The sequence below is a fragment of the Actinomycetospora sp. 2LY8.5 genome (assembly GCF_057180585.1).
Map to the genome: position 1 here is coordinate 62,623 of NZ_JBXUHE010000015.1, position 26,090 is coordinate 88,712.

A 26,090-nucleotide genomic window follows, 5' to 3' on the forward strand; every position below is an offset into this window, starting at 1 on the left:
GCGTGGTTCAGGGTTGCCACTCGCCGCGGCGGCGGTCGTTCATCGCGTCGGCGAGGCCGTTGTCGTAGTCGGACGGGGCGGGCATCGCCGCGATGATCGCCTGAGTTCGATCCTCGAGGGCGGTGTGGGCGAGACGGTCGGTCGGGATGTAGAGCTGGTCGTCTCGTAGGGCGTGGAGGGTCTGCTCACCGACCGAGTCGATGTCGCGGCCGTACTTCTGCGCGGCGGCAGTTCCGGCGGCGACGACGTGTTCGAGGCCGGCGGCTCGTTCGGGGTCGAGGGCTTCGGTCGGGGCGAGCTTCACGCTGTTGGCTGCGACGGAGGTGGCGACGAGGCCGGGGATGAGCACCGAGGCGCTGAGGGGGAGGTTCGAGTCCCGGAAGCCGCGTCGTAGCGCTTCGGTCATGCCGATCACGGCGAACTTGGACGCGTGGTAGGTGTAGCCGGAGCTTCGCTCGGGGAAGACGGCGAGCCCGGCCGCGGATGCCGTGGTCACCACGTGCCCCGGTCGTGATCGTTCGATCATGCGGGGGACGAAGGTCTGGATCGTGTTGTTGACTCCGCCGAGGTTCACGCCGACCACGTAGTCCCAGGTGGCGTAGGTGAGTTCGCCGACCAGCGGCTGGAACACCCCGAGGCCGACGCCGGCGTTCGCGACCACCAGGTCGACCGGGCCGAGGTGTCCTTCGATGTCCTCGGCCGCCGCGTGCAGGGCTTCGCGGTCGCGGACGTCGATCCGGCGCGTGAGGACGCGGGTGAGCGTGGAGAGCTCGTCGCGGGCCTGTGCCAGCGCGCGATCGTCGAGATCGAGAAGCACGACCGCGGCTCCTCGCCGAGCCACCGCACGTGCGATGCCCAGGCCGATGCCCTGCGATCCGCCGGTGATGACCGCGATCGTGGTGGAGTCGACGTCCATGACCCCACCATGCCACAAATCAAGAGTCTCTATGACTTTCGAGTGTGTGTGACTTTCGACTGTCTATGCTGTCCTGGTGGCCGGTCTGCGGGAGCGCAAGAAGCAAGCGACGCGCGGGGCGATCGTCGCCGCCGCTCTGCGGCTGTTCGATGAGCGCGGCTACTCCGCGACGTCGGTCGCCCAGATCGCCGAGCACGCGGAGATCTCGCCGGCCACGTTCTTCGTCTACTTCCCGACGAAGGAAGACGTCGTCTTCGCCGACCAGCAGCGCCGCGTCGAGCAGGTCAGCGAGGTCTTGCGCCAGCGCAGCGCCGACGAGCCGATCGCCGTGGTCCTGCGCCGAGCGCTGGCACGTCTGCTCGACATCGGTCCGATCGGTACGGCGAGCGAGGACGCCCAGGCCGCTCGTGGCCGTGTCGTGGCCGCATCGCCTGAACTGCGCCACGCGGCCGTCGGACGCCTGTTCGCCAGCGAGCAGCGCTGGGCCGAGGTGCTGCTCGAGACCGACCCCGCACTGGACCCACTCGTGGTCCACGCCGCCCTCGGCGCCGCCCTCGGCGCGGCCATCGCCGCCGCGACCACCGCGATCGACCAGCGCCTCCCGCTGCTCGAGCGAGTCCAGACCGCTGTGGACCTCGCACTTCCGACTGCTGCGGGCCCCGCTTGATCGGCGGGCAGGGGCTGACCTGGCACTGCCGCGCTCCTCGACCGGGTCGCCCTGCCCCGACGATCGCGGGCATGAATGGTCGGACCTCGCCCTCCGGTGTCGCCGAGGCTGGGACATGTCAGGAGGGATCAGACATGGAGCTGTGGAACCGCGCGATGGACGCCATCGAGGCACACCTCGACCACGACGTTCCCGTTCGGGACGTGGCGGCGGTGACCCTCACCTCGGAGTACCAACTCCGCCGGGTGTTCTCGATGCTGGCCGGGATGCCGCTCTCGGAGTACATCCGCCGCCGGCGCATGACAGTCGCGGCCGGCGCGGTGCGCGACGGCCACGAGGCCGTGCAGGACATCGCCGTGCGGTTCGGCTACACCTCGGCAGACGCTTTCGCGCGCGCGTTCCGGGGCGTGCACGGCGTCGGGCCCGAGCAGGCCCGCCGCCCGGGCGCGATCCTGCGTTCCCAGCCCCGTCTGTCCTTTCACCTCACGGTCGAAGGGAGAACGGACATGCAGTACCGCATCGTCGAGAAGCCGGCGTTCCGTGTAGTGGGCCGCAAGACCCGCTCCACCATCGCCTTCGAGGGCATCAACCCCGAGGCCGAGCGGCTCGTGAGGTCGCTGCCGGACGCCGACTGGGAGGCGTTCGAGGACCTCTCGGACCAGGAACCTCACGGTGGCATCTCGGTCTGGAACGACGCCGACGGGACCGGTGGGGCCGAGGGCACCGAGGCCGACTACTACGTCGGTGCCGCCACCAACAAGCCTGCGCCCCAGGGGTACGACGTCCTGGCCGTGCCCGCGCACACATGGGCGGTGTTCACCACCTCGGGAGCGTTCCCGCAGTCACTGGAGTCCCTCTGGCGGGCCGTCGGAGGTGAATGGCTACCCGCCAACCCGTACCAGCTGGATCCCGCGCCGTCGCTCGTTCACGCGACCTACCACGACGAGGACGGCGAGCACGCCGACATCGAACTCTGGCTCGCTGTCCGACCCACGACCTGACCGGCACAGCCCTACGAGCCGGGCGCGGAGGCCGAGGTCTCTCCACCGACCTCGATGGCCACGGACCCGCGCTAGTCTAGCCGCGCCCGTCACAGGGCACGACGGGCCAGCGGACGTCGTCACGGACGACCGTCGGCTCTCGCTAGCGGCGAGCCTGTGCGGTGATCAGCCAGGCGGCCGAGTCATAGCGCACGGCGCGGTCGTCGTGATGGGCCTCGACGCTGACACGCAGTGCCTCGAGAGCCCGGTCGCGGGTCTCGGGGTCGAGATCGGCGAGCAAGCCGGCGTGCTGGCCGGCCAGGTACTGCATCGCCCGCTCGGGAGTCGGGCCGAAGTCCATCGGCGCGCGCACGTCCTCCAGCGCGACGTCCACGAACCCCGCCGCGCCGAGGAGCGTCCGCACCCGATCCGGCTCGGACAGGGCGAACGGGCTCGGCGCGTCCGAGGGCGGCACCGACACCGATCGCCCCACAGCCAGCGCGGTCAGCACCTCGCGCAGGAACGCGTTGCGCTCGAACGGCTGCCAGGTCAACAGCACCAGCCGTCCACCCGGCTTCAGCGCGTTCGCGATGTTGCCGAACGCGGCCACCGGGTCGCCGAAGAACATCGCCCCATGGCGGCTGATCGCCACATCGAATCGCTCAGCCGGGAACGGATGCACCTGAGCGTCGGCCTGTTCGAACCGCGCGTTGCCGACGCCCTCGCCGGCTGCGCGACGGCGCGCGAGCTCGATCAGCTGCGAGGACAGGTCGACCCCCAGCGCGGCGCCACGTTCCGCGCGCCGCGCCGCGTCCAGGGTGCTCTGACCCGCACCGCACCCGATGTCGAGGACGTGGTCGTCCGCGGCGATCCCGGCCGCTCCGAGGAACCGGGTCCGATAGGCAGCGACCCCGCGGTCGAAGTGCTCAGCGTGATCGGCCCAGAACCGGCCGGTCGCGCCATCCCAGTTGCCCAACTGCACCGCGTTGGACGGGTCGATGTTCCCCCGAACGCTCACTCGGGCAACGGTCTCAGGCACGGGTGCACAGCAGGACATGGGGTGAGGTGGCCCCTGGCACCGGACACGGACGGTGTGGGTCAGTGATCTTGGTCAGGCCGGGGCGGGCCGCTTCGTGGTCCAGCGCGCCGAGCATGCCGATGCTGAAATGGCGCCGCTTGGGCTTGTACCAGCACTCTATCCATTCGAATATCGCGTTGGCAAAGTTCGGCACGTGAATTCCAGGTCCGTGAGTCCAGCAGTTCGAGCCACACGATGCCTCAGAACGACTCCATCATCGAATTCGTCGTAGCAGTCACCGATCGGGCCCATCGACCCGAGCAGCCCGGCGGTTTGCAGCCTCGACCCGCGCGACATCGACACGATCCCGTCGGGGATCGGGGCCTCGGCGTACGACAGGGTCGCGTTCCCGGACGGGTTCGCCGCGAGTTCGAGCCGCCCGCGCGCCTCGGTGGCGCCGCTCGGCCCGGTCCGGGTCGGGTGCCAGCGCGATCTCGGCGACCCGCTCGCGCAGCGCCATCACCGGCAACCCCACCGCCTCGTCGAGCACGGCGGCCACCACATGACGGGCATGATCAGCGGAGAGGTCGCGGAGACACTCGCTGAGCGCGCGGACGTTCGGTTCGTCGAGCCGGCCCCGCCACACCGCGGCCCCCAGCGGGGGTAGCCGCGAGAACGGGCCGTCGGCCGGCTCCAGACGCCGCGACGCCGCGACGCGCGAGCAGCCGAGCACGGCGGCGACCTCGTCGCCGGAGAACTCGTCCGAGCTCGCCAACCGTCGCGGGCGCCCGTCGAGCTCCTCGACCGCCGACCCGAGCTCGCGCAGCCCGGCCCCAGCCCGGCCCCAGCCCGGCCCCAGGCCCGCCACAGCTCGGCCTCGGCGCGGTTGTGCACCGCGAACCGCGCCCGCACGAACGCCGCCAGGTCCCGGCCGCTGACAACGACGGCGGGGAAGCCCCAGCCCCGGCCCCACCACCGGACACGGAACGGTAACGATCCCGACCGCGGGGTGATCGTCTCTGCGGCGAGCGCGTGGCGTTACGGACACTGAACGTCTGCGACGCCACGCCGCTGACACCCCGCCGACCGCGCGATGGCCTCGTCGACGACGAACACGCGATGCCCGGAGAGGCGCAGGTGCCGGTGCCCGCCGAGCGTGCCGGGCGTCGCCGAGAGGTAGGGGTGGCCGTCGACGCCCAGCAGACGGAACATCAGAGACCCGAGACGCGCAGCGTGATGTTGATCCGCTCGCCGGGCGCCGTCCCGACGTCGGGCACGTCGCGGTCGGGCAGCAGCCTCGGCACGCCGTGGTAGGCGAGGCGGTGCTCGCCCCCGAAGACGATCAGGTCGCCGGAGTACAGCTCGACGTCCTGCCACGGGCCGCGGCGATCGTGCGGGCTGCCGATGCGGAAGACGCACGCCGCGCCGAGGCTCAGCGAGACCACGGGATCGGGCGCGAGTTCCTCGCGGTCCTGGTGCATCCCGAGGCGCGCGTCGCCGCGGTAGGAGTTGATCAGTGCCACGTCGGGCTCATAGGCGACGTCGGGCTCGTCGTAGGCGTCGGCGACGGCCGTCGCCCCGAGTGTCGCCAGCCACGCCGGGAAGGGCTGGACCGGCGATCCGTCCTGGTCGTCGCGGGTGCGGCTGTAGCGGTAGGGGATCCAGTGCCAGCCGAGGCACACCGTCTCGACGCTCATCCGCGCCCCGCCGGGCAGGGTCGCGTGTCGCGCGCCGGGACCCTCGCGGGCCCACTGCTGGGCGGCGCCGACGATCCGCCGCTGCCTCTCGGGGCAGAGCCAGTCCGGGACGTGGACGACGCCCGGGGCGAGCGTGCGCCGCTCGCGCGGGATCAGTTCGAGCACCGGCCCTCCTCTTCTCCTGCCCCGGGGAACACCATGGCGGGGTGGAGCGTGGCGGCAGGATCGACGACGTGCCCGCCGTTCCCGTCGCCCTGACCCTCGACGAGATCCGCGCGGTGACCGCCTACGCCGCGGCCTCCGCACGCCCGGCGCTCGCGCTGACCGACGACGAGCGGGCGCACTCCGCGATCGCGACCGCCCAGGCCTTCGCCGACGGGGGAGCCCGCACCAAGACCCTCCGCGACGCCGCCTGGGCCGCCCATCGCGCCGCGCGGGAGGCGCGGGATGCCGGCCGTGCCGCCGCCAGCGAGGCCGCGCGCGCCGCGGGTCACGCGGCCGGGGCCGCGTTCCTGCACCCGTTCGCGAAGGACACCCAGGTCGGGCACCTCCTCGGCGCGGCGGCGTATGCCGCGCGGGCGTGCGAGCTGTCGGGCGAGGACCCCGACCACCACCTCGCCCGGTGCCGGGACCTCGCGACCCCGACCGTCGTGGACGTTCTGCGCCGCTACCCGCCCGCCCCGGCCGGCTACGGACGGCCCGGGGAGCTGATGCGCGAGCTCGCCGCCGCGCTCACCGGTCCAGCCGGGCCGTGACGACACCCGTCTCGTAGGCGAGCACGACGGCCTGGACGCGATCGCGCAGGTCGAGCTTGGTGAGGATGCGCCCCACGTGGGTCTTCACGGTCTGCTCGGCCAGCACGAGGTGCTCGGCGATCTCGCCGTTGGACAGTCCGCGGGCGACGAGCACGAGCACCTCGCGCTCGCGGGCGGTCAGCACGTTCAGCCGGGTCGAGGTCGAGCGGGCGGGCACCGCGCGGGAGGCGAACTCGGCGACCAGCCGCCGGGTGATCGACGGGGCGAGCAGCGCGTCCCCGCCCGCGACCACCCGGACGGCCCGCACCAGCTCCTCGGCCGGCGCGTCCTTGAGCAGGAAGCCGCTCGCCCCCGCGCGCAGGGCCTCGTAGACGTACTCGTCGACGTCGAACGTGGTCAGCACGAGCACCCGCACCTCGCCGTGGCGCGCGAGGATCCGCCGGGTGGCGGCGAGGCCGTCGAGGCGCGGCATGCGGACGTCCATGAGCACGACGTCCGGGGTGTGGCGGTCCACCGCAGCCACGGCCTCCTCGCCGTCGGCGGCGTGCCCGACGACCTCGAGCCCGTCCTGCGCGTCGAGCAGCGCGCCGAAGCCCTCGCGCACCATGGCCTGGTCGTCGACGACGAGGACTCGCGTCACGCGTCGCTCCCGGTGATGCCGTTCAGCGTGGCACGTGACGTCGACGGGTCAAGCTCCGCTGCGCTCCGTCTCCCGGCCGGCAGCCGAGCGTCCACCGCGAACCCGCCCTCGGCGGTCGGGCCGACGGTCAGGGCGCCCGCGACCGCGGCGGCCCGCTCGCGCATGCCCGGCAGCCCGAGCCCGGAGCCCGGTCCCGCCGCCGAGCGCCCGGGGCCGTTGACCACCCGCAGCCGCACGGCGTCCGGGGTGTGCTCGATGGTCACCGTGACCGGCGCGTCCGCCGCGTGCCGCGAGGCGTTGGCCAGTGCCTCGGCGAGGATCCGGTACAGCGAGACCGACGCCGCGGGGCCGAGCCCGGCGGGATCGCCGGTGGTGGTCACGGTCAGGTCGACGCCGGCTGCGGACGTGGCGGCGAGCAGCTCGTCGACGTCTCCCGCGCCCGGCTGCGGGGCCAGCTCGGCGTCCTCGTCGTCGGCGCGGAGCACGGACAGGACCCCGCGCAGCTCGGTGAGCGCCGCGCGCGCCGCGTCCCCGATCGCCGTGAACTCCTCGGCCGAGGCCGCGTCCACTCCCGGCAAGCGGTAGCGGGCGGTCTCCGCGCGCACGACCACCATCGACATCGAGTGGGCCACGACGTCGTGGAGGTCGCGGGCCACCCGGGCGCGCTCCTGCAGCACCGCGCGCCGCGACTCGGAGTCCGCCCGCAGCTCCTCGGCCGCGGCGATCTCCCGGCGCTGGGTGAGCACCCGTCGCGCCAGCAACCCCACCGCCAGCACGATCACGGTGAAGAAGATCCCGTCTCCGTCGCCCTCCGCCGATCGGGTCGCGACCACGAAGACGACGGCCAGCCCGACGGTGCCGACCGCGGCCGCCCACCGGGCGCACCGGGCGACGACCAGCGCCGTGAGACCGCAGAGCACCACCAGGTGCACGACCTGCACGGCGAGGGCGTGGCCGGGCTCGGGCCCGACGAACAGCGCCACCAGGAGGGCTCCCAGTGTGGACGCCACCCAGGCCCACCACGGGTGCTCGGGCGCGACGAGCACCGGCAGGACGACCACGAGCGCCGCCGCCGGCGCCGTCGCCGGGGTGACGGCCAGCTCGGCGAACGCGGTCGGCCAGGCGATCGCCAGCAGGATCCCGGCGAGGACGACACGGCCGACGATCGACCAGCGCTTCCGGCGGTCGGCCCTCGGCGCGGCAGCTCCGCTCCGCTTCGTGCCGCCTGCCATGGTGGAGAGGCTAGGAGGCCCGCGCGGGTCGTGTCGTCACACCAGGGTCCTCACCCCCGGGTATGACGTCCGGACCTCGATGGGATCGTGGTCCTGCTCGGCAGCCCACTCCGTGGCACGACGCGCGACGAGGTCGGTGGCGGCGAGCGTTCCCCGCCATGACCTGCACCGACGCCCATGCCTCCGCGCCGCCGACCCTGGCGTGGCCCCGCCGGCTCGCCAGGCCGCGGACCGCGACGATTCTCGTCGTCCTCGCGGTGCTCGGCGGACTGATGCTCGCTACCGGCACCGGGCAGGCGACCGTCCCCCGCAGCGGGCCCGAGGACCCCGGCGCGGCCCGCGCGGTCGCCGAGCTCACCGCCGGGCACGACCGCGCCGACGCCCGGCTCCCGGCGTCCTATCTCGCCGCGACGGCCCGGACCGAGCGGCGCCCCGCCGTCGTCGACGGGATGCTGCTGAACCCGGCCGGTGGGTGCTCCTCGCCGGTCGACCTGCCGCGGTCGTTCGACGACGCGTGCCGGGCGCACGACCTCGGCTACGACCTGCTGCGCCACGCCGCCGCGCGCGGCGCGCCGCTCGGGGGATGGGCTCGGGCCGCGCTGGACCGGCAGCTGGCCACCGACCTCGCGGCCGCCTGCGACGCGGGGGTCGGGACGAGCGCGATCGGCACCGGAGCGTCCTGGGATCGCCTGCGCTGCCAGGTCGTCGCCGGTCTGGCCGACGTCGCCGTCGCGGTGAACTCGTGGCGGCAGGGCTGGAGCGTGCCGGTCGTCGAGCACGGCCCGTTCGTCCGCGGCCGGGTGTGATCGCCGCACTCCTGCTCGCGATCTCGACGTTCCCGCCGATGCTCCCGCGCGGCGTGGTGACCCAGCTCGTCGAGTCCGCGGTACTGACGGGCGCCGGGCGGCGCCTCGATCGGCGGGTGGGGAGCAGGCTCCCGCCGACGGGTGTCGGTCTCGCCGGGACCTGGGTCGCGGTCACGCTCGGGATGCAGGACGTCCAGCGCGTCGACATGGGCCTGGCGCCCGTCGGCTGGTCGCTCGTCGCGGTGGTGGGGACGCTGATCGTCCTCGCGGCGCGGTGCCGGGCGGTGCGGGTCGTGCCCGTCGTGGGCGCGATGACCCTCGTGCTCGGTCTGGTCGCGGTCCCGGTGGCGACAACGGCCACGGCGGACGGGCCGCTCCCCGTCGCGGCGCCCGCCCCGCCGCGACCGGCGGCCGGTGTCCACGTCGCGCTGCCCCTCGGGCCGGGGTCGCCCGTGGAGCGCGCGGACACCGCGGTGCGGACGCTCGAGCAGGCCGGCGGGTTCGCCCGGCGGACCGTGGTGGTCGTCGTCCCGACCGGTTCGGGCTGGGCCGACCCCGCCGCGCTCGCCACGCTCGACGACGCCTGCGGGGGAGACGTCGCCACCGTGACCGTCGCGTACGACGACGCGCCGAGCTGGGTGTCGTACCTGACCGCCCGCGACGACGCCGTCGCGACCACGGCGGCGCTGCTCGCGGCGGTCGACCGGGCGCGCGCTCCCGGCACCCGGGTCCTGCTCTACGGCCAGAGCCTCGGGGCTCTCGCCGGGGCCGAGGCGTGGGCGCGCCACCCCGGCGCGGCGGACGGCGCGCTGTGGGTCGGGCCGCCCGCCGACACCCGGACCGCGGGCGGCACGGTGCTCGCCCACGCCTCCGACCCGGCAGTGGTCTGGTCGCCGCGGCTGGCGATCGCCCCACCCGACCGGCCGACGGGCACGCCCTGGGTCCCGGTGGTGTCGTTGCTGCAGACCTCGGTGGACCTGCTCGGCGCGGTCGGCGCGCCGGCCGGGCACGGGCACCACTACGGCGACGAGCACAGGGCGGCGTGGGACCACGTGCTGGCCGGATGACCGGCCGTGGGGATCCGGGTGCTGCTCGTCGACGACCCGCCGATCGTCCGGACCGGTTCCGCACGGTGCTCACCGCGGCGGGCGGGATCGGCGGCGTGAGGGATGGTCACCGCACGCGCGTGAACGACGCGCTGGTCCCCGGCCTCGCCGCGTCGGTGCGATCACAGCTCCAGCAGCATCCGACTGTTGCCGAGGGTGTTCGGCTTCACGTAGGCGAGGTCGAGGAACTCGGCGACGCCCTCGTCGGCCGACTGCATCATCTCGGCGTAGACGTCCGGGCTCACCGGCGAGCCCTCGATCTCGCGGAAGCCGTGCTGCTCGAAGAACGTCACCTCGAACGTGAGCACGAACACGCTGCGCAGGCCCAGCGCCCGGGCCTGGGCCAGCAGCTCGTGGACCAGACCGTGGCCGATGCCCGCACCCTGCATCCGCGGGTCGACGGCGATGGTGCGGATCTCGGCGAGGTCCTCCCACAGCACGTGCAGGGCGCCGCACCCCACGACCTCTCGGCCACGGACCGCGACGCGGAACTCCTGGACCGTCTCGTAGAGGGTGACCAGCGGCTTGCGCAGCAGGATGTTGTCGTCGGCGAACGAGTCGACCAGCGTCTTGATGCCGCGGACGTCGGCGGTGCGGGCGCGCCGCAGCAAGACGGGGGCGGCGGTGTCGCGGGCCGTGTCGTGCGCCGTGCCGTGCGGAGGGGTCACCGAGCGCTCACCACCAGCGGAGGGTAGGCCAGGGGTCGGGCCGATAGGCTGGGGAGGTGGTCGAGCGCTCCCCCCAATCTCCCGAGCGCCCCCGTGTGGCGCTGGTGACCCTCGGGTGCGCCCGTAACGACGTCGATTCCGAGGAACTGGCCGGCCGGCTGGCCGCCGAGGGCTGGGACGTCGAGGCGTCCGCCGACGGTGGTGACGGCAGTGACGGCGACGGGCCGGATGTCGTCGTCGTCAACACCTGCACCTTCGTCGAGCAGGCCAAGAAGGACTCGGTCGACGCCGTGCTCGCGGCCGGTGGCGGCGACGCGAAGGTCGTCGCGGTCGGGTGCATGGCCGAGCGGTACGGCGCCGAGCTCGCGGACGCGCTGCCCGAGGCGGCCGCCGTGCTCGGCTTCGACCACTACGGCGATCTGCCCGCCCGCCTCGACGACGTCCTCGCCGGGCGCCCGGTCGCGTCCCACACGCCCACCGACCGGCGCACGCTCCTGCCGATCAGCCCGGTGAAGCGCCCCGAGGCGGTCCGCGACACGAGCATCCCCGGGCACGAGTGGGTGCCGACGGTGCCGCGCCGCCGCCTCGACGACGCCCCGGTCGCGCCGCTGAAGCTCGCCTCGGGGTGCGACCGGCGCTGCACCTTCTGCGCGATCCCGTCCTTCCGCGGCGCCTTCGTCTCGCGCGACCCGGGCGACGTCGTCGCCGAGGCCGCCTGGCTCGCCGATCACGGCGTCGCCGAGGTGCTGCTGGTCAGCGAGAACTCCACGTCCTACGGCAAGGACATCGACGCCCGCGGCGCCGCCGGCGGGGCGCTCGAGCGCCTGCTGGGCGAGCTGGCGGAGGTCGCGGGGATACGACGGGTGCGCGTCTCGTACCTCCAGCCCGCCGAGGTGCGCCCGCCGCTCCTGGCGGCCATCGCCCGCACCCCGGGCGTCGCGTCGTACTACGACCTGTCCTTCCAGCACGCCAGCGCCGCGGTCCTGCGCCGCATGCGGCGGTTCGGCTCGCGCGAGACGTTCCTCGCGCTCTGCCGCGAGATCCGCGCGCTCGACCCGGAGGCGGGCATCCGCTCCAACGTCATCGTCGGCTTCCCCGGCGAGACCGAGGAGGAGCTGCAGGAGCTCGAGGCCTTCCTCGCCGAGGCGGAGCTCGATGCCGTCGGGGTGTTCGGCTACTCCGACGAGGACGGCACCGAGGCCCTCGGCCTGCCCGACAAGATCGACCCGACGGAGATCGCCGCTCGCGTCGAACGGATCACGAGCCTCGCCGAGCACGTCGCCGAGGACCGGGCCGCGCGCCGCGTGGGGACGACCGTCGAGGTGCTCGTCGAACGCTGGGACGACGAGGTGGACGCCTGGGTCGGGCGCGCCGCCCACCAGGGCCCCGACGTGGACGGCGAGTGCACCCTCGAGGGCGGCTCCGAGGCCGGCCACGAGCTGCTCGACGCCCTCGCCCCCGGCGTCGTGGTGACGGGCCGGGTGACCGACGCGGAGGGCGTCGACCTGATCGTCGAGGCCCTGACCGTCGAGGCCCTGACCGTCGAGGCCCTGACCGTCGAGTCCCCGGCCGTCGAGTCCCCGACCGTCGCCGGCGAGGGCTCGGTCGAGACCGCTGCGCCCGTCGGGGCCGGGGCCCGATGACGAGCCGCGGGTCGGGCGGGTCGTCCCCGTCGACCGCGTCCACGCCGCCGGCCGGGGTCGTCGCGCCCGTGCCCCTGGTCAACATCGCGAACGCGCTGACCGTCGTGCGGCTCGTGCTCGTGCCGGTCTTCCTCGTGGTGCTGTTCGTCGACCACGGGCAGAGCACGGCCTGGCGCTGGGCGGCGTTCGCGGTGTTCGCGATCGCCTCGCTCACCGACACCTTCGACGGCGACCTCGCGCGCCGCTGGGGGCTGGTCACCGACTTCGGCAAGATCGCCGACCCCATCGCCGACAAGGCCCTCACCGGCGCCGCGCTCGTCGGGCTGTCGATGCTCGGCGAGCTCGCGTGGTGGGTGACCATCACCATCGCGGTCCGCGAGCTCGGCGTGACGCTGCTGCGCTTCTGGGTGCTGCGCCACGGGGTGATCCCGGCCAGCCGCGGCGGCAAGATCAAGACGGTGCTGCAGACGGTCGCGCTCGGGCTCGCGATCATGCCGCTGCCGCCGGTGTCCGCGCCGGCCGTGGCGGTGCTCATGGTCGCCGCGGTCGTCGTCACCGTCGTCACCGGGGCCGACTACCTGGTGCGCGCACTGCGCCTGCGGACGAAGGCGCGCGCCGCCTGAACCTCGCTGGGCCCTGTTCGCTCAGGACGAACAGCCCCGGGCTCACGTCACCGTCCCCGCCGCGTCGATCTCGGTACGGTGGACGGACACGGTCGTCGACGCCCGGTCGGGACTCCTCCGGGCGCCGCCACGGGGACACCCACGACCAATGCTGGGAGGTATGGCATGTCGCTGCTGCTGCGCGAGGCCATCGGCGGGACCATCCGGCGCGCCCGGACCGAGCGACGCCGCACGCTGCGGGACGTCTCGCGGGAGGCGCGGGTCAGCCTGGGATACCTCTCGGAGATCGAGCGGGGCCGCAAGGAGCCGTCGAGCGAGCTGCTCGCGGCCGTCTGCGAGGCCCTGGACCTGTCGTTGCCGGAGCTGCTGGACGAGGTCGCGGACGCCATGCGTCCGACCCCGCGCCGCGTGCCGGTCGGCGCCGGGGCCGGCGGGCGCGGCGGGTTCGACGGCCCCGCGGTCGACCCCGAACTGCGCTCCGCCGTCGAGGAGGCGTTCGAGCCGGGAACGAGCTCGGGGGAGGAGCCGGCGTCCGCGAGCATGTCCGCCCGCATCCCCACCCCGCCTGAGCCCGAGGAGCCCGCCGCGCCGCGCACGGTCGCGCTGCCCGAGCCCGAGGGCGCCCCGCTCACCGACGACGGCGAGGAGGTCGTGGCGCCCGTGGAGGGGGCGACGACCGTGCGCCTGGTGGGCCTGGCCGGCGGCGTCGGCGGGCCCTGGTCGGCCACGGTGGTGTGCGTCGCGGCGTGAGTCGCGGTGATCGGGACCAGATCGGTGTGAGGCCGGTGTTTGCCGTGATCGCCGGGAACGGCGGGTCGGTGGAAGCCTCCGCAGCGAGGTGAGACGATGGTCGGGAGACCAGGCGCGGATGTCGCCCGCCTGAGCCGGATCGACGTCACGAGTTGGGCGGGAGCAGATGGCCAACCCCTTCGTCAAGGCCTGGCGGTACTTCCTGGCCGCGTTCTCTTCGAAGATCGATGAGCACGCGGACCCGAAGGTCCAGATCCAGCAGGCCATCGAGGACGCGCAGCGTCAGCACCAGGCGCTGTCGCAGCAGGCCGCGTCGGTGATCGGCAACCAGCGCCAGCTGGAGATGAAGCTGAACCGCCAGCTGTCCGACATCGAGAAGCTGCAGGCCTCGGCGCGCCAGGCGCTGGTCATGGCCGACGACGCCCGCGCCAAGGGCGACGAGGAGGGCGCGCAGCGCTACGAGGCCAGCGCCGAGCAGTTCGCGTCGCAGCTGGTGACGGCCGAGCAGAACGTCGAGGACCTCAAGACGCTGCACGACCAGTCGATCGGCGCCGCGCAGCAGGCCAAGCAGGCGGTGGAGCGCAACGCGCAGGTCCTCCAGACCAAGATCGCCGAGCGCACCAAGCTCCTCAGCCAGCTCGAGCAGGCCAAGATGCAGGAGCAGGTCTCCGCGTCGCTGCGCTCCATGAGCGAGGTCGCCGCGCCGGGCAACACGCCGTCGCTGGACGAGGTGCGCGACAAGATCGAGCGCCGGTACTCCACCGCCCTCGGTCAGGCCGAGCTCGCGCAGAACAGCGTGCAGGGCCGGATGCTCGAGGTCGAGCAGGCCACGCGCGACTACGCGGGCAAGAGCCGCCTCGACCAGATCCGCGCCTCGATGGGCCAGGGCGGCTCGCAGATCCCGGCCGGGCAGCAGTCCCAGCCGCAGGTGCAGCCGGCCCAGCCGGCCCAGCCGGCCCAGCCGCAGCAGCAGCCCACGCAGCAGCAGGTGCCGGGCCAGAACTGATCGAGGACGTCAGCCGGGGCGGGCCGCGAACCGCCCCGGCGTCGTCCCGACCACCCGCCGGAAGTGGCGGGTGAGGTGCGCCTGGTCGTGGAAGCCCGTCGCCGTCGCGACGGTCGCGGGCGGCATGCCCGCCAGCACCAGCCGCCGGGCGAGGTCCACGCGCCGCCCCGTGAGGTAGCGGTGCGGCGGGAGCCCGAACTCCGCACCGAAGGCCCGCACGAGGTGTGTGGGGTGGGCGTGCAGCAGCCGCCCGGCCTCGTCGAGGCCCAGCCCCTCGGGCAGCCGCGCGTCGAGCAGGTCCCGCAGGCGGTGGGCCAGCCGGCGGTCGTGGCGGTGCCCGTCGGACCGCTCCCCGAGGTGAGCCGCCAGCCGCTCGACGATGAACGCGAGCCTGCTCTGCGCCGCCAGCTCCTCGCCCGGGCGGTCCAGCACGTGATGCAGCTGGTCGACGCGCCGGCGCAGCACCGGGTCGTCGACGGCGGGCCGGTCGACCGCGCGGCCTATCAGGGGTGGCGCTGCGAGCGTGACGTCGTCGAGGTACACGACCCTCTTGCGGAACCCGCCGGGCCGCGCCGAGCGCCCGTCGTGGGCCACGTGCGGCGGCAGCAGGGTCACCGAGGCCGGGAGCGCGCCGTGCTCGTGGCGGTCGAGGTCGTAGCGCACGGCGCCGTCGTCGACGATCAGCAGCGTCCACGCGTCGTGGGTGTGGGCCGGGTAGGCGTGGTCGACGAAGTGCGCGTGGAACACCTCCCGGATCCCCGGTACCGCGGGCCGCCAGGCGCGCACCTCCTCACCCACGCCAGGAACGTACAAGACGCGGTGATCGCCGCCGGGTGATCGTGGACGCCATGAGCAGCGGATTCGACACCAAGATCGCCGTCGTGTTGCGCGACGACCTCGCCGGCTGGCAGTCCCTCAACGTGACCGCCTTCCTCACCAGCGGCATCACCGCGGCGACCCCGGAACTGGTCGGCGAGCCCTACGCCGACGCCGAGGGCACCCCGTACCTTGCGATGCTGGGGCAGCCGGTGATGGTGTTCGCCGCCGACGCCGCGGTGCTGCGCGCCGCGCACGGCCGGGCGCTGAGCCGAGGCCTGCGCCCCGCCGTCTTCACGGCCGACCTGTTCGCGACCGGCAACGACGAGGACAACCGGGCCGCGGTCGCCACGGTCGGCCGCGACGACCTCGACCTGGTCGGCCTCGCCGTGCACGGCCCGCGCAACGCCGTCGACAAGATCGTCAAGGGCGCGCGGATGCATCCGTGACCGGGACGTCGGCGCCCGCCACGTCCCACCGGTCCATGCGGTCCGGCGGGGCGACCAGCGCCGGGTCCTCACCGGCGCCGGGGTCCGTGGCGTCGGGATGACGGTCCGGTGGTGGACGCGGTCGATGGCGGCCCGCGCACGCGTCGTCCAGCGCCGAGACGAGCACCGCCGTCTCGTGCTCGCGGCCGGGCGGGGCGGGGTCCATCGAGGAAGTGCGGACCCGCCCGGTTTCAGCCGTGGCGCGCTTGCCGCCCGGACTGCTGCTGGGGTCGCCGCCCACGCCGGCGCTCGAGCGGCGGGTGGGGGCCGGGCTGGCAGGTGGGGCAGAAGTAGGCGATGCGGTCCTCGCGGTCCGGGGAACCCCTATCGGCGTGCTGTGTCTCTGCCTGCCCCGCCGTGCGCACCACGTCCCGGCAGCGCCGGCAGCCGCGCCCGCCGCGCTCGAACACCCAGTGCTGGGCGTTGCCCCCGAGGTCGCCGGTGGTCGACTGCTCGGGACGCCACGCGTTGCGCAGGAGCAGCGTGTGGGCCCAGGCGACGGCGTCGTGCACCTGTTTCTCGGACAGGTCGCCGACCCGCGTCCACGGGGACACGCCCAGCAGGTAGCAGATCTCCGCCTTGTAGAGGTTGCCGACGCCGCACGCCACGCGCTGGTCGAGCAGCGCGGCGCCGAGCTCGCGGTCGGGGTCGGCGCGCAGGCGGCGCGCCACCTCGGCCGCCGCCTCCGGCCCCCAGTCGACGCCGAGCAGGTCGGGGCCGAGGTGCCCGACGAGGTCGCCCTCGCGGTCGGTGCGGAGCAGCTCGAGGTCGTGCAGCCGATAGCCGACGGCGACGCGGTCGGGCACCTCGAGGATCGCGCGGATCGAGTGCTCGGGGCCGCCGTGCCACGGCCGCCCGGGCCGGTAGAGGTGCCAGGTCCCGTCCATGCGGAAGTGGCTGTGCAGGCTCGTGGCGTCGTCGAGACGGGTGAACAGGTGCTTGCCGACGCTGGCGACCTCGAGGACCGTGCGGCCGGCGAGGTCGTGCTCGACCAGCCGGGGGTGCCGCAGCTCCCCGCGCGTCAGCTCCCGGCCGGCCAGCGCGTCGTGCAGTCGCCGGCCGGCGAGGAAGACGGTGTCACCCTCGGGCACACCGTCATCGTCCCACCGCGCGGTTCGGTCGTCCGGTTCGGTCGTCGGGCTCAGTCGTCGGGACGACCGGGGTAGGCCGGCACGGGTTCCTCCGCGACGCCGTCGCGCGGATCGCCGGCGGCGACGTCGACCGGCGCGAGCGCCGACGCGAGGCGGGCGCGCAGCGCGCCGAGGTCGCGGGTGTGCGGGTCGCGGGGGTCGCTTGTCGTGCGGTCGACGCTCTGCAGGACGTCCACGAGCTGCTCGACCAGGGCCCGGGCCTCGATCCCGAGCAGCGCGAGGTCCTGGCCGTCGAGGTCGCGCGTGACCGTGCCCGCGCGCAGGGCCGAGGTGGCCTGACGGACGGCCACCACCGGGGTGTCGTCGCTGGACATGCGTTCCTCCGTTCGTCGACGGAGAGGGTCGTCGGGACGACACCGGAGTGCCACGTGCCAGGTGGGTCACAAACCCCCAGGCCGGAGAAAGAGCTCGGCGGGCGGAGCGTCGTGATCAGGGGCGGGTCGTGCACCCGGCCGCGGCGGTGGAGGTGCACTCCGCGTCCGTGATCTCCGCCAGCGGGTCGGCGGTGCGGCTGAGCACCAGGGGCCGGTCGAGCGTGACCTGGCCCGGCGCGACGTGCACGGCCGTCGGCCGCGCCCCGGTCAGCCCGGCGATGAGCAGGACGGGGCGCTCCGGTCCGGGGTCGGCGGCGAACGCGCCATCGGGGTCGACGGGGGTCACGGCCAGCTGCCGGCCGTCGTTGCCGACCAGCGTCACCAGCGCCCCCGCGGCGGGACCGCCGTGGTCGTGCAGGACCCGCCCGCGCAGGACGGGGGCGTCCTCGGGGGTGTCCTCGGGGGTGTCGTCGTCCTCCGCAGGCTCGGCGGCCTCGTCCCGGCCGAACCGTGCCACGCGCTCGATGCGCTCGGTGGTCTCGGTGGTCTCGGTGGTCTCGGTCGGCTCCGGCAGGTTCGGCACCGCCAGGCTGATCAGCAGCGCCAGCAGGGCACACCCGGCGGCGACGAGCAGCGTCGTCTGGATCGCGCCCAGCGACGGCACGAGCGAGCCCTCGACCAGCGTCGTCGCGGCCCCGAGCACGACGGCCGCCACCGCCGACGCGGTCGACGTGCCGATCGAGCGCATGAGGGTGTTGAGGCCGTTGGCGGCGGCGGTCCGGGTCGTGGGCACCGCGCGCATGATCAGCGCAGGCAGCGACCCGTAGGCCAGGGAGACGCCGGCGCCGATGACGGCGATGACCAGCGAGACCTGCCACGCCTCCGAGAGCAGCAGCGTGCCGGCGCCGTAGGCGACGCCGATCACGACCAGGCCGATCCGCAGTGACGCGCGCGGCCCCCAGGCCGCTGAGATCCGCGCAGTGACCGGCGACATCAGCATCATGACCACGCCGTTCGGCGCGAGCGTCAGGCCGGCGACGAGCAGGCTCAGGCCCAGCCCGTGGCCCGACGCGAGCGGCGCCGAGAGCAGCTGGGGGAAGACGACCATGCCGGTGAACATCGCGACGCCCACGGGGATCGAGATGAGGTTGGGCACCAGCACCGCCCGCTGGGCGTTGAGGCGCAGGTCGACCAGCGGATCGCGCACCCGCAGCTCGTAGTAGGCCCACACGAGCAGCGCCACCACGGCCACGCCCGCCGACGTCAGCGTCGCCGCGCTCGTCCAGCCCCACTCGCCGCCCTTGGACACGGCGAGCAGCAGCCCGATCAGCCCGATCGAGAGCCCGATCGCGCCGCCGGCGTCGAAGCGCCCGCCCGAGCGGGTCGGCGACTCCGGGATCACCAGGGCGACCAGCAGGAGCCCGGCGAGCCCGAGCCCGCCGGCGACCCAGAACAGCGCGTGCCAGTCGGCGATCTCGACGATCACCGCGGCCAGCGGGAGGCCGAGACCGCCGCCGATGCCCAGCGTCGCGCTCATCAGCGCGATGCCGGAGCCGAGGCGCGCCGGCGGGAGCGTGTCGCGCATGAGGCTGATGCCCAGCGGCACGGCGCTGACCGCGACGCCTTGCAGCGAGCGCCCGATGAGCACCGGCACGAGATCGTTCGTCGTCGCGCACAGCACGGACCCGGCCACGAGCAGGCCGAGCGTCGCCACGAGGACCTGGCGCTTGCCGATCATGTCGCCGAGCCGGCCCGCGATCGGCGTCGCGACGGCGCCGGCGAGCAGCGTCGCGGTGATCACCCAGGACGCGGTGGCCGTCGACGTCGAGAGCAGCCGGGGGAGCTGGGGGACGAGCGGCACGACCAGCGTCATGCACAGCGACGCGACCAGGCCCACCGAGGACAGGACGGTGACGACGAGGGCGGGGCTCGGTCCCGGGGTCGCCTGCGGGGATGCGGCCTGCTGGGCGTCCGGCGCCTCGGCGTGCGGCACGCAACCCTCCTCGGGAACGACGGGATCGTTGGCTGTGCCAACCAACAGTAGTCCGCAGCGGCCGCGGCGGAAGCGCTCGGAGACCGTGAATCCGGTCGCTCCGGGCGATCGGATCCGCCCGTGCTCACCGGGAGTTCACCCCCGTGTACGGCGAGTCCGTGAGTCTCGCACCATGGCACCAGCTCTCACCCGCCGTCGCGTCCTGTCACTGGCTGCCGCCGCGGGCGGGGCGGTGACGCTGTCGGCCTGCTCGACCGGCTCGCCGGGTCTCGTCCGCAGCGACCGTCCGGTGCTCACCCACGGCGTGCAGTCCGGCGAGGTCACCGCCGACTCCGGGCTCGTGTGGACCCGCGCCGACCGGCCCGCGCGCATGGTCGTCGAGGTCGCGTCCGACGCGTCGTTCCGCGACGCCCGCACGATCACCGGGCCGGAGCTGGCGCCGACCGCGGACTTCACCGGCCGCGTGCGCGTGCCCGCCGCCCGGGGGCCGATGACCTGGTACCGCGTCCGGGCCGAGGACGGCCGGGCCGGCTCGGAGCCGGTGGTCGGGAGCTTCCGGCCGGCGCCCGCCGACGGGCGCGACGTGCGCTTCGTCTGGACCGGGGACGTCGTCGGCCAGGGCTGGGGCATCGACCCGGCCCGCGGCGGCATGCGGCTGTTCGACGCGATGCGGGCCCGCGACCCCGACTTTCTGCTGCACTCCGGCGACACCGTCTACGCCGACGGCCCGCTCGAGGAGACCGTCGTCCTGCCCGACGGGAGCGCCTGGCGCAACACGATGACGTCGGCCAAGGCGACCGTCGCGCAGGACCTCGACGGCTACCGGGGGCAGTGGGCCTACAACCTGCTCGACGTGCCGTACCGGACGTTCACCGCGGCCGTCCCGATGATCGCGTCCTGGGACGACCACGAGGTCACCAACAACTGGTACCCCGGCGAGGTCCTCGGCGACCCGGAGTACGACCGGGAACGCCGCGTCGACGTGCTTGCCGTCCACGCCCGGCGGGCCTTCGCCGAGTGGATGCCGCTCGACCCCGCGAGTCCCGTGTACCGCCGTGTCGCCCACGGTCCGCAGCTCGACGTGTTCGTGCTGGACATGCGCACCCACCGCGGCGCCAACCCGGCCGCGGCGGGTCCGGACCCGACACCGATCCTCGGCGACGAGCAGGTGCGCTGGCTGCTCGACGGACTCGCCGCCTCGCGCGCCACGTGGAAGGTGATCGCCGCCGACATGCCGCTCGGCATCGTCGTGCGTGACGGGCGGACCGGGATCGAGGCGGTGGCGAACGGCTTGGCCGGGGCCCCGGCGGGACGCGAGAGCGAGATCGCCCGGGTGCTCACCGGGATGCGCGAGCGCGGGGTGCGCAACACCGTCTGGCTCACCGCCGACGTCCACTACACCGCGGCGAACCGGTACACCCCGGAGCAGGCCGGTGTGCCTGCCGACCCCTTCTGGGAGTTCGTCTCGGGCCCCGCCCACGCCGGCGCCTTCCCGGCGGGCCCGCTCGACCCGACCTTCGCGCCGCAGCAGGTGTTCGTGCGGGCCCCGGACCGCGAGGACGTCTCCCCGGCCGAGGGCTACCAGCACTTCGGGGAGGTGACGATCTCCGGCGGGCGCCTGCGGGTCGACCTGTGCGATGCCGCCGGGACGAGCCTCTGGTCGACGACGCTCGATCCCGCCTGACGCCCACCTGCCTGCCCACCCGACGCCCACCAGCCCCCGTTCGACCGATCCGCGGTGGTTCCTGACATACCGTCCGATGCGGTCCGCTACGGTCCGTGAGCATGATCGCGACGCCACGGGCGATGGCTCTCGTCCTCACCGCCCTGCTCGGGCTCGCGGCCTGCGGCGGCGGTTCCGGGGGCGGCGGTGAGCAGACCCCGCAGCCCGCGCCGCCCCCGTCGTCGGACCCCGCCCCGACCGGCGACCCGGGCCTGGCCGGGCGTCTCGCCGCGCAGGTCACCGGCGACGGGGCCTACGCGCGGCTGGAGGAGCTCCAGCGGATCGCCGACGCGAACGGCGGCAACCGCGCCTCCGGTCAGCCGGGCTACGACGCGAGCGTCGAGTACGTCGCCGGGCAGCTGCGCGCGGCGGGCTTCCAGGTGGAGACGCCGAGCTTCCCGTTCGACACCTTCTCCGCGCAGGCCCAGACGCTCGCGGTCGGCGGCGCACCCGGGCCGGCGGTCACCGCGCTGACCTACTCGCCGACGACTCCGCCCGAGGGTGTCACCGGTCCGCTGGTCGTGGCGCCGGACGCGCCGGCCGACGCGACGCCGGGCTGCGAGGCCACCGACTACGCGAACCTGCCCGCCCGGGGCGCGGTGCTGCTGGTGCGCCGGGGCGCGTGCACGTTCACGCAGAAGCAGCAGATCGCCTCCGAGGTCGGCGCCGCGGCCGTGCTCGTCGGCAACAACGTCCCCGGCCCGCTCGGCGGCACCCTCGGCTCGGTGGGGGAGGGGCGGCTGCCCACCGGCGGGCTCCTGCAGCCCGACTTCGACGCGCTGCTCGCCCGAGCGGGCCAGCCGGCGACGGTCACGCTCGTGACGCAGTCGCAGACGATCACGACGCGCAACGTCATCGCCCAGACCACCACCGGGCGCACGGACGAGGTCGTCATGGCCGGCGCGCACCTCGACTCCGTGCCCGAGGGGCCGGGGATCAACGACAACGGCTCCGGCTCGGCCGCGCAGCTCGAGCTCGCCGTGCGCCTCGGCGGCGCCCCGCCGGTGACCAACGCGGTGCGCTTCGCGTGGTGGGGCGCCGAGGAGGCCGGGCTGCTCGGGTCGGCCGCCTACGTCCAGGGTCTGACGCCCGAGGCGCGCCGCGACATCGCCGTGCTGTTCAACGCCGACATGCTCGGCTCGCCGAACCCGGCCTACTTCGTCTACGACGGCGACGACTCCGACCGGCAGGGCGCGCCGTCCGGGCCGCGCGGCTCCGAGGGCATCGAGCGCACTCTCAACGCCGCGCTGACCGCCGCCGGGGCGCCGCCGCAGGGCACCGACTTCGACGGCCGGTCGGACTACGGGCCCTTCGTGGAGGCCGGCATCCCCTCGGGCGGGCTGTTCAGCGGGGCCGAGGAGGTCAAGACCCCCGAGCAGGCCGCCCGCTGGGGTGGGCAGGCCGGCGTCGCGTACGACCGCTGCTACCACCAGGCCTGCGACACCCTCGCGAACATCGACCGGGTGGCGCTGGACCGGATGCTCGACGCCCTCGCGGTCGGAGTCGGCACCTATGCGGTCGATCTCGGTGGGCCGAACGGCGTCCCCACCCGGGATCAGCGCCAGACACGCTGAGGAGGGGTAGGGTTGCGGCCTTCGCAACCCCGCGCGGCGACGGTTCGACCCACCGGACCCCCCGCTCCCCGGCCGGGCCTGCCCGATCGGAGAGGATGGTCGATGATGACGGCCACCGACGGCGACTCCGAGGAGAACGGACGTGGGCGGAGCGAGCCCGCGCTCGTCCGCTCGGTCGACCGGGCGGTGACGGCGCTCGAGGTCGTCGCCGAGCGCGGCGAGGTCGGCATCACCGAGCTCGCCGAGGAGCTCGGCGTGCACAAGTCCACCGCCTCGCGCCTCGTCGCGGCACTCGCCCGCCGCGGGATGCTCGAGCAGCTCGGGGACCGCGGGCGGGTCGCGCTCGGGTTCGGGGTCGTGCGCCTCGCCGCGTCGGCCACCGGGCGGATGGACATCGCCCGCCTCGGCCAGCCGACGTGCCAGCAGCTCGCGGAGCAGGTGGGGGAGACCGTCAACCTCGCCATCCACGACGGCGAGGCCGCCATCAACGTCACCCAGGAGTTCGGCGCCGCGTCGGTGACCACCCAGAACTGGGTGGGCCGGCGGACCCCGCTGCACGCGACCTCGGCCGGCAAGGTGCTGCTGGCCTACATGAGCGACCCGGAACGGCGCGCCTTCCTGCGCCGGCGCCTGCCCCGCTACACCGAGTCCACGATCACCGAGGCCTCCGCGCTGCGCACCGAGCTCGCCCGCGTCGTCGACGAGGGCCACGCGCGCTCGTTCGAGGAGCTCGAGGTCGGCCTGCACGCGGTCGCGGTCCCGGTGTGGGGCGCGGCGGGCGACGTCGTCGCCGCGCTGAGCGCCGCCGGGCCGTCGTACCGGCTGCCGCGGCGCCGGGCGCGGGCCATCGTGCCCGACCTGCGCGCGGCCGCCGAGGATCTGTCGACGCGCCTGGGGTGGGTCGGCTCCTCGTCCTGAGCGCGCCGCGATGGCAGCGAACGTGGCGTTCGCTGCTTCTAGGCGCGCGAAGTCCCCGTTGATCACCGCCAGGCGGGTCCGCGTGTGAAATCCGCGTCTGGTTTTCGCGGCGCCGAGCCCGCAGGATGGGGCGATGACGTCCACGCCGCCGCGCCCGGGATTCGCGGCCGCCCTGCTCCGGCGCAAGCCCGTCGAGGACATCGAGCCCGGGCCCGACGGCGACACCGGACTCGCGAAGACGCTGACCCTGCGCCAGCTCACCGCGATCGGCGTCGGCGGGATCATCGGCGCCGGGATCTTCTCCCTCGCCGGGCAGGTCGCGCACGAGACCGCCGGGCCCGCGGTGCTGGTCTCGTTCCTCGTGGCCGGCGTCGCCAGCGCGGCCGCCGCGTTCTCGTACGCCGAGTTCGCCGGGCTCATCCCGCGGGCCGGATCGGCGTACACCTACGGCTACGTGGTGCTCGGCGAGCTGGTCGGCTGGTTGATCGGCTGGGACCTTCTGCTCGAGTACACCGCGATCGTCGCCGTCGTCGCGATCGGCATCTCCGGCTACTTCAACGACCTGCTCGGCTTCCTCGGCCTCGAGCTGCCCGGGTGGATGCTCGGCGCGCCGGGGACGGAGTCGGACGGGGTGCCGCCGGGCACGCACAGGGTCGACCTGTTCGCGATGCTGCTCTGCCTGCTCATCGCCTGGGTGCTCAACCGCGGGATGCGCAACGCCGCGCGCACCGAGACCGCGCTGGTCTATCTCAAGGTCGCCGTGGTGCTGCTGGTGATCGTCGTCGGCGCCTTCCACATCGACGCCGGCAACTACAGCCCGTTCGCGCCGTTCGGGCTCGCCGGGATCTTCACGGGGGCGGCGACGGTGTTCTTCGCGGTGTTCGGCTACGACGCGATGAGCACGGCGGCCGAGGAGTCGCAGGACTCCCAGAAGCACATGCCCCAGGCGATCCTGTACTCGCTGGCGATCTCCATGGTGCTCTACGTGCTGGCCTGCCTCGTGCTGACCGGGATGGTCGACTACACGCGCATCGACAGCGAGGCCGCGTTCTCCAGCGCGTTCGCCGACATCGGCCTGCCGCTGGTGGGCCTGGTCATCGCCGTCGGCGCGATCCTCGGCATCCTCACGGTGCTGTTCACGTTCCTCATGGGCGCGACGCGGGTGGGCTACGCGATGAGCCGCGACGGGCTCCTGCCGGCGTGGTTCGGGCGCACCGGCGAGAAGCACCAGGTCCCGAACCGCATCACGTGGGTCCTCGGCGTGGCCGCCGCCCTCATCGCGGGCCTCCTGCCGATCGGCGAGGCCGCGGAGCTGACGAACATCGGCATCCTGCTGGCCTTCGTCGTCGTGTGCATCGCGGTGATCGTCCTGCGCTACCGCCGCCCCGACCTGCCGCGCTCGTTCCGCTGCCCGGGCATGCCGGTGGTGCCGATCGTCGGGGTGATCTTCTCGATCTGGCTGATCACGTTCCTCGACCCGGTGACGTGGCTGCGCTTCGCGCTCTGGTTCCTGCTCGGCCTGGTGATCTACCTGGCCTACGGGCGGCGGCGCTCGAAGCTCGCGCGCGTCACGTCAGATCAGGATGGTCCTTGACCCACCACAGGAACTGGCGGGCGTGGTCGAGGTCGACGAACCGGCTGCCGATCAGCTCCACCAGCAGGTCGTTGCTCCAGTAGGCGAGCCGGCCGATCGTCTGCGAGGTCGTCTCCGGGGGCGGCAGCTCGATGCCGAACACCTGACGCGCGATCTCGCGCTTGCCGCCCGCGGGGCTGGTGTAGACGAGGATCGGCAGGAACCGCTCCGGCTCGGCGATGCACAGGACGCGGGTCAGCATCGCCTCGCGGAACCCGGGCATCGCCGGCGCGTCGTCGGAGGTGATCAGCTCGGTGAGCCGGTCCTCGGGCGCCGGCGGGTCCTCGCCGCGCAGGAGGTGCTCGATCACGCCCCGGAACGCCTCGGCGGCGCGCTGGTTGCCGAGCGCGCGCCACTCGTCGTTGAACCGGCTCATGTTCCCGGGCCGGGCGACGACCTTGCTGTTCGCGAAGTCCTTCAGCGCGACCGGCGTGGTGTAGGGCAGAGCGTCGGCCTCGAACGCCTGCCGGTAGACGTCGCGGTAGCGGCCGGCCTCCTCGTCGGGGTACGGGACGTCGACGAGGAACTCGCGACGCAGCGCCTCGATGGTTCGCCACCGCTCGGCCGGCACCATGTCCGCCGTCGCCGTGAAGCGCTGCCGCGCGGCCTCGACGTCCTCCAGCGGGCGCCGCTCGCGCTGTTGCACCGGGCCCCGCGTGCCCGCGGTCCGGCCCGCCGAGCCGGTCACGGAGGTGGACGAGCGCGTCGGCGGCCGGCTCGTGGTGCTCTTGCTCCTGGTCGTGCTGCTGCGGCTGGTCGTGCTGCTGCGCGAGCGCGTGGTCTGGCTGACCGCCCGCGGCGAGACCGGCTTGGCCCCGAGGACCCACTCGTGCCCGCAGGCCGTGCAGCGCATCATGTTGCGGCCGTCCTCGGCCATGCCGAGGTACTCGGCGGCGGACTCCTCACACGTCGGGCACGCCAGCGCCATCGCTCTCCCTCGTCGTCAGCCCGGGCCGGGACGGTGCGGTGTCCA

The 26,090-nt window shown here is 74.2% G+C and carries 27 protein-coding genes and 1 pseudogene; 14 read left to right on the forward strand and 14 right to left on the reverse strand.

What is annotated here, in order from left to right:
* Positions 1–7: 7 nt before the first annotated feature.
* A complete protein-coding gene (locus AC2A1K_RS17910; RefSeq protein ID WP_483897655.1) occupies positions 8–916 on the reverse strand; it encodes an SDR family oxidoreductase in 909 nt (302 codons plus the stop codon).
* Positions 917–992: 76 nt separating this feature from the next.
* Here AC2A1K_RS17910 and AC2A1K_RS17915 point away from each other — a divergent pair, with 76 nt between their 5' ends.
* Together AC2A1K_RS17915 and AC2A1K_RS17920 are read left to right on the forward strand one after the other, a co-directional pair.
* On the forward strand, positions 993–1,583 hold the full coding sequence (locus AC2A1K_RS17915) for a TetR family transcriptional regulator (RefSeq protein ID WP_483897656.1): 591 nt from the start codon (positions 993–995) through the stop codon (positions 1,581–1,583).
* 134 nt (positions 1,584–1,717) lie between these two features.
* Complete coding sequence (locus AC2A1K_RS17920; RefSeq protein WP_483897657.1) at positions 1,718–2,584, forward strand: AraC family transcriptional regulator; 867 nt, start codon at positions 1,718–1,720, stop codon at positions 2,582–2,584.
* A 142-nt stretch (positions 2,585–2,726) separates the two neighbouring features.
* On the opposite strand, the gene AC2A1K_RS17925 is transcribed toward AC2A1K_RS17920, so the two are convergent.
* From AC2A1K_RS17925 to AC2A1K_RS17940, 4 genes are all read right to left on the reverse strand, one after another.
* On the reverse strand, positions 2,727–3,581 hold the full coding sequence (locus AC2A1K_RS17925; RefSeq protein WP_483897658.1) for a class I SAM-dependent methyltransferase: 855 nt from the start codon (positions 3,579–3,581) through the stop codon (positions 2,727–2,729).
* Between the two features lie 295 nt (positions 3,582–3,876).
* Positions 3,877–4,449 carry a DUF222 domain-containing protein gene (locus tag AC2A1K_RS17930; protein ID WP_483897659.1) on the reverse strand — a complete coding sequence of 191 codons (573 nt, stop codon included), beginning with the start codon at positions 4,447–4,449 and terminating at the stop codon, positions 3,877–3,879.
* Positions 4,450–4,619: 170 nt separating this feature from the next.
* Positions 4,620–4,793, reverse strand: a complete 174-nt coding sequence (locus tag AC2A1K_RS17935) for a hypothetical protein (RefSeq protein WP_483897660.1) — start codon at positions 4,791–4,793, stop codon at positions 4,620–4,622.
* Entirely contained in the window at positions 4,793–5,443 is a 651-nt protein-coding gene (locus AC2A1K_RS17940) for an alpha-ketoglutarate-dependent dioxygenase AlkB family protein (protein WP_483897661.1), read from the reverse strand. The genes AC2A1K_RS17935 and AC2A1K_RS17940 overlap by 1 nt, the downstream gene beginning before the upstream one ends.
* Positions 5,444–5,511: 68 nt before the next feature.
* Here AC2A1K_RS17940 and AC2A1K_RS17945 point away from each other — a divergent pair, with 68 nt between their 5' ends.
* Positions 5,512–6,033 (forward strand): putative immunity protein, encoded by a 522-nt coding sequence (locus tag AC2A1K_RS17945; RefSeq protein ID WP_483897662.1) that lies wholly within the window; start codon positions 5,512–5,514, stop codon positions 6,031–6,033.
* Here AC2A1K_RS17945 and AC2A1K_RS17950 read toward each other — a convergent pair.
* Positions 6,011–6,673 carry a response regulator gene (locus AC2A1K_RS17950; RefSeq protein WP_483897663.1) on the reverse strand — a complete coding sequence of 221 codons (663 nt, stop codon included), beginning with the start codon at positions 6,671–6,673 and terminating at the stop codon, positions 6,011–6,013. The genes AC2A1K_RS17945 and AC2A1K_RS17950 overlap by 23 nt on opposite strands.
* Positions 6,670–7,905: a sensor histidine kinase gene (locus AC2A1K_RS17955; RefSeq protein ID WP_483897664.1), complete on the reverse strand. Its 1,236-nt coding sequence runs from the start codon at positions 7,903–7,905 to the stop codon at positions 6,670–6,672. The genes AC2A1K_RS17950 and AC2A1K_RS17955 overlap by 4 nt, the downstream gene beginning before the upstream one ends.
* 158 nt (positions 7,906–8,063) lie before the next feature.
* Between AC2A1K_RS17955 and AC2A1K_RS17960 the strand changes: the two genes are divergently transcribed.
* Together AC2A1K_RS17960 and AC2A1K_RS17965 are read left to right on the forward strand one after the other, a co-directional pair.
* Positions 8,064–8,711: a hypothetical protein gene (locus AC2A1K_RS17960; RefSeq protein ID WP_483897665.1), complete on the forward strand. Its 648-nt coding sequence runs from the start codon at positions 8,064–8,066 to the stop codon at positions 8,709–8,711.
* The gene (locus tag AC2A1K_RS17965; RefSeq protein ID WP_483897666.1) at positions 8,708–9,778 is read left to right on the forward strand and encodes an alpha/beta-hydrolase family protein; all 1,071 of its coding nucleotides are present in this window, start codon (positions 8,708–8,710) and stop codon (positions 9,776–9,778) included. The genes AC2A1K_RS17960 and AC2A1K_RS17965 overlap by 4 nt, the downstream gene beginning before the upstream one ends.
* A 161-nt stretch (positions 9,779–9,939) precedes the next feature.
* Here AC2A1K_RS17965 and AC2A1K_RS17970 read toward each other — a convergent pair whose 3' ends face one another.
* Positions 9,940–10,485 carry an amino-acid N-acetyltransferase gene (locus AC2A1K_RS17970; RefSeq protein WP_483897667.1) on the reverse strand — a complete coding sequence of 182 codons (546 nt, stop codon included), beginning with the start codon at positions 10,483–10,485 and terminating at the stop codon, positions 9,940–9,942.
* A 56-nt stretch (positions 10,486–10,541) separates the two neighbouring features.
* Between AC2A1K_RS17970 and rimO the strand changes: the two genes are divergently transcribed.
* From rimO to AC2A1K_RS17990, 4 genes and pseudogenes are all read left to right on the forward strand, one after another.
* Positions 10,542–12,128, forward strand: coding sequence for a 30S ribosomal protein S12 methylthiotransferase RimO (gene rimO / locus AC2A1K_RS17975; protein WP_483897668.1), 1,587 nt, complete (start codon positions 10,542–10,544; stop codon positions 12,126–12,128).
* Positions 12,125–12,751 carry a CDP-diacylglycerol--glycerol-3-phosphate 3-phosphatidyltransferase gene (gene pgsA, locus AC2A1K_RS17980; protein ID WP_483897669.1) on the forward strand — a complete coding sequence of 209 codons (627 nt, stop codon included), beginning with the start codon at positions 12,125–12,127 and terminating at the stop codon, positions 12,749–12,751. The genes rimO and pgsA overlap by 4 nt, the downstream gene beginning before the upstream one ends.
* A 165-nt stretch (positions 12,752–12,916) precedes the next feature.
* Positions 12,917–13,132, forward strand: a pseudogene (locus AC2A1K_RS17985) (helix-turn-helix domain-containing protein); the annotation flags it as partial.
* Between the two features lie 535 nt (positions 13,133–13,667).
* A complete protein-coding gene (locus tag AC2A1K_RS17990) occupies positions 13,668–14,507 on the forward strand; it encodes a PspA/IM30 family protein (protein ID WP_483897670.1) in 840 nt (279 codons plus the stop codon).
* Between the two features lie 9 nt (positions 14,508–14,516).
* On the opposite strand, the gene AC2A1K_RS17995 is transcribed toward AC2A1K_RS17990, so the two are convergent.
* Positions 14,517–15,305 carry an AraC family transcriptional regulator gene (locus AC2A1K_RS17995; protein ID WP_483897671.1) on the reverse strand — a complete coding sequence of 263 codons (789 nt, stop codon included), beginning with the start codon at positions 15,303–15,305 and terminating at the stop codon, positions 14,517–14,519.
* A 50-nt stretch (positions 15,306–15,355) separates the two neighbouring features.
* Here AC2A1K_RS17995 and AC2A1K_RS18000 point away from each other — a divergent pair, with 50 nt between their 5' ends.
* On the forward strand, positions 15,356–15,772 hold the full coding sequence (locus AC2A1K_RS18000; RefSeq protein ID WP_483897672.1) for a DUF2000 family protein: 417 nt from the start codon (positions 15,356–15,358) through the stop codon (positions 15,770–15,772).
* On the opposite strand, the gene AC2A1K_RS18005 is transcribed toward AC2A1K_RS18000, so the two are convergent.
* The 4 genes from AC2A1K_RS18005 to AC2A1K_RS18020 form a co-directional block, all read right to left on the reverse strand.
* Entirely contained in the window at positions 15,747–15,977 is a 231-nt protein-coding gene (locus AC2A1K_RS18005) for a hypothetical protein (protein ID WP_483897673.1), read from the reverse strand. The genes AC2A1K_RS18000 and AC2A1K_RS18005 overlap by 26 nt on opposite strands.
* Positions 15,978–16,002: 25 nt before the next feature.
* Positions 16,003–16,902, reverse strand: a complete 900-nt coding sequence (locus AC2A1K_RS18010) for a DNA-formamidopyrimidine glycosylase family protein (RefSeq protein ID WP_483897674.1) — start codon at positions 16,900–16,902, stop codon at positions 16,003–16,005.
* 50 nt (positions 16,903–16,952) lie between these two features.
* The gene (locus AC2A1K_RS18015; RefSeq protein ID WP_483897675.1) at positions 16,953–17,276 is read right to left on the reverse strand and encodes a hypothetical protein; all 324 of its coding nucleotides are present in this window, start codon (positions 17,274–17,276) and stop codon (positions 16,953–16,955) included.
* Positions 17,277–17,391: 115 nt separating this feature from the next.
* Positions 17,392–19,269 carry an MFS transporter gene (locus AC2A1K_RS18020; RefSeq protein WP_483897676.1) on the reverse strand — a complete coding sequence of 626 codons (1,878 nt, stop codon included), beginning with the start codon at positions 19,267–19,269 and terminating at the stop codon, positions 17,392–17,394.
* Between the two features lie 172 nt (positions 19,270–19,441).
* Between AC2A1K_RS18020 and AC2A1K_RS18025 the strand changes: the two genes are divergently transcribed.
* The 4 genes from AC2A1K_RS18025 (at position 19,442) to AC2A1K_RS18040 (ending at position 25,078) form a co-directional block, all read left to right on the forward strand.
* The gene (locus AC2A1K_RS18025; protein WP_483897677.1) at positions 19,442–20,953 is read left to right on the forward strand and encodes an alkaline phosphatase D family protein; all 1,512 of its coding nucleotides are present in this window, start codon (positions 19,442–19,444) and stop codon (positions 20,951–20,953) included.
* Between the two features lie 101 nt (positions 20,954–21,054).
* Positions 21,055–22,566: a M28 family metallopeptidase gene (locus AC2A1K_RS18030; protein ID WP_483897678.1), complete on the forward strand. Its 1,512-nt coding sequence runs from the start codon at positions 21,055–21,057 to the stop codon at positions 22,564–22,566.
* 105 nt (positions 22,567–22,671) lie between these two features.
* The gene (locus AC2A1K_RS18035; RefSeq protein WP_483897709.1) at positions 22,672–23,484 is read left to right on the forward strand and encodes an IclR family transcriptional regulator; all 813 of its coding nucleotides are present in this window, start codon (positions 22,672–22,674) and stop codon (positions 23,482–23,484) included.
* Positions 23,485–23,617: 133 nt separating this feature from the next.
* Positions 23,618–25,078, forward strand: coding sequence for an amino acid permease (locus AC2A1K_RS18040; protein WP_483897679.1), 1,461 nt, complete (start codon positions 23,618–23,620; stop codon positions 25,076–25,078).
* Here AC2A1K_RS18040 and AC2A1K_RS18045 read toward each other — a convergent pair.
* Positions 25,053–26,045 carry a hypothetical protein gene (locus AC2A1K_RS18045; protein ID WP_483897680.1) on the reverse strand — a complete coding sequence of 331 codons (993 nt, stop codon included), beginning with the start codon at positions 26,043–26,045 and terminating at the stop codon, positions 25,053–25,055. The two genes, AC2A1K_RS18040 and AC2A1K_RS18045, sit on opposite strands and share 26 nt — an antisense overlap.
* Between the last annotated feature and the right edge of the window lie 45 nt (positions 26,046–26,090).

Coding starts and splice junctions, on each gene's coding strand:
- AC2A1K_RS17910 (WP_483897655.1), bottom strand. CDS start 916: ATGGACGTCGACTCCACCACGATCGCGGTCATCACCGGCGGATCGCAG.
- AC2A1K_RS17920 (WP_483897657.1), top strand. CDS start 1,718: ATGGAGCTGTGGAACCGCGCGATGGACGCCATCGAGGCACACCTCGAC.
- AC2A1K_RS17935 (WP_483897660.1), bottom strand. CDS start 4,793: ATGTTCCGTCTGCTGGGCGTCGACGGCCACCCCTACCTCTCGGCGACG.
- AC2A1K_RS17955 (WP_483897664.1), bottom strand. CDS start 7,905: ATGGCAGGCGGCACGAAGCGGAGCGGAGCTGCCGCGCCGAGGGCCGAC.
- AC2A1K_RS17960 (WP_483897665.1), top strand. CDS start 8,064: ATGACCTGCACCGACGCCCATGCCTCCGCGCCGCCGACCCTGGCGTGG.
- pgsA (WP_483897669.1), top strand. CDS start 12,125: ATGACGAGCCGCGGGTCGGGCGGGTCGTCCCCGTCGACCGCGTCCACG.
- AC2A1K_RS17990 (WP_483897670.1), top strand. CDS start 13,668: ATGGCCAACCCCTTCGTCAAGGCCTGGCGGTACTTCCTGGCCGCGTTC.
- AC2A1K_RS18000 (WP_483897672.1), top strand. CDS start 15,356: ATGAGCAGCGGATTCGACACCAAGATCGCCGTCGTGTTGCGCGACGAC.
- AC2A1K_RS18005 (WP_483897673.1), bottom strand. CDS start 15,977: ATGGACCCCGCCCCGCCCGGCCGCGAGCACGAGACGGCGGTGCTCGTC.
- AC2A1K_RS18015 (WP_483897675.1), bottom strand. CDS start 17,276: ATGTCCAGCGACGACACCCCGGTGGTGGCCGTCCGTCAGGCCACCTCG.
- AC2A1K_RS18025 (WP_483897677.1), top strand. CDS start 19,442: ATGGCACCAGCTCTCACCCGCCGTCGCGTCCTGTCACTGGCTGCCGCC.
- AC2A1K_RS18030 (WP_483897678.1), top strand. CDS start 21,055: ATGATCGCGACGCCACGGGCGATGGCTCTCGTCCTCACCGCCCTGCTC.
- AC2A1K_RS18035 (WP_483897709.1), top strand. CDS start 22,672: ATGACGGCCACCGACGGCGACTCCGAGGAGAACGGACGTGGGCGGAGC.
- AC2A1K_RS18040 (WP_483897679.1), top strand. CDS start 23,618: ATGACGTCCACGCCGCCGCGCCCGGGATTCGCGGCCGCCCTGCTCCGG.
- AC2A1K_RS18045 (WP_483897680.1), bottom strand. CDS start 26,045: ATGGCGCTGGCGTGCCCGACGTGTGAGGAGTCCGCCGCCGAGTACCTC.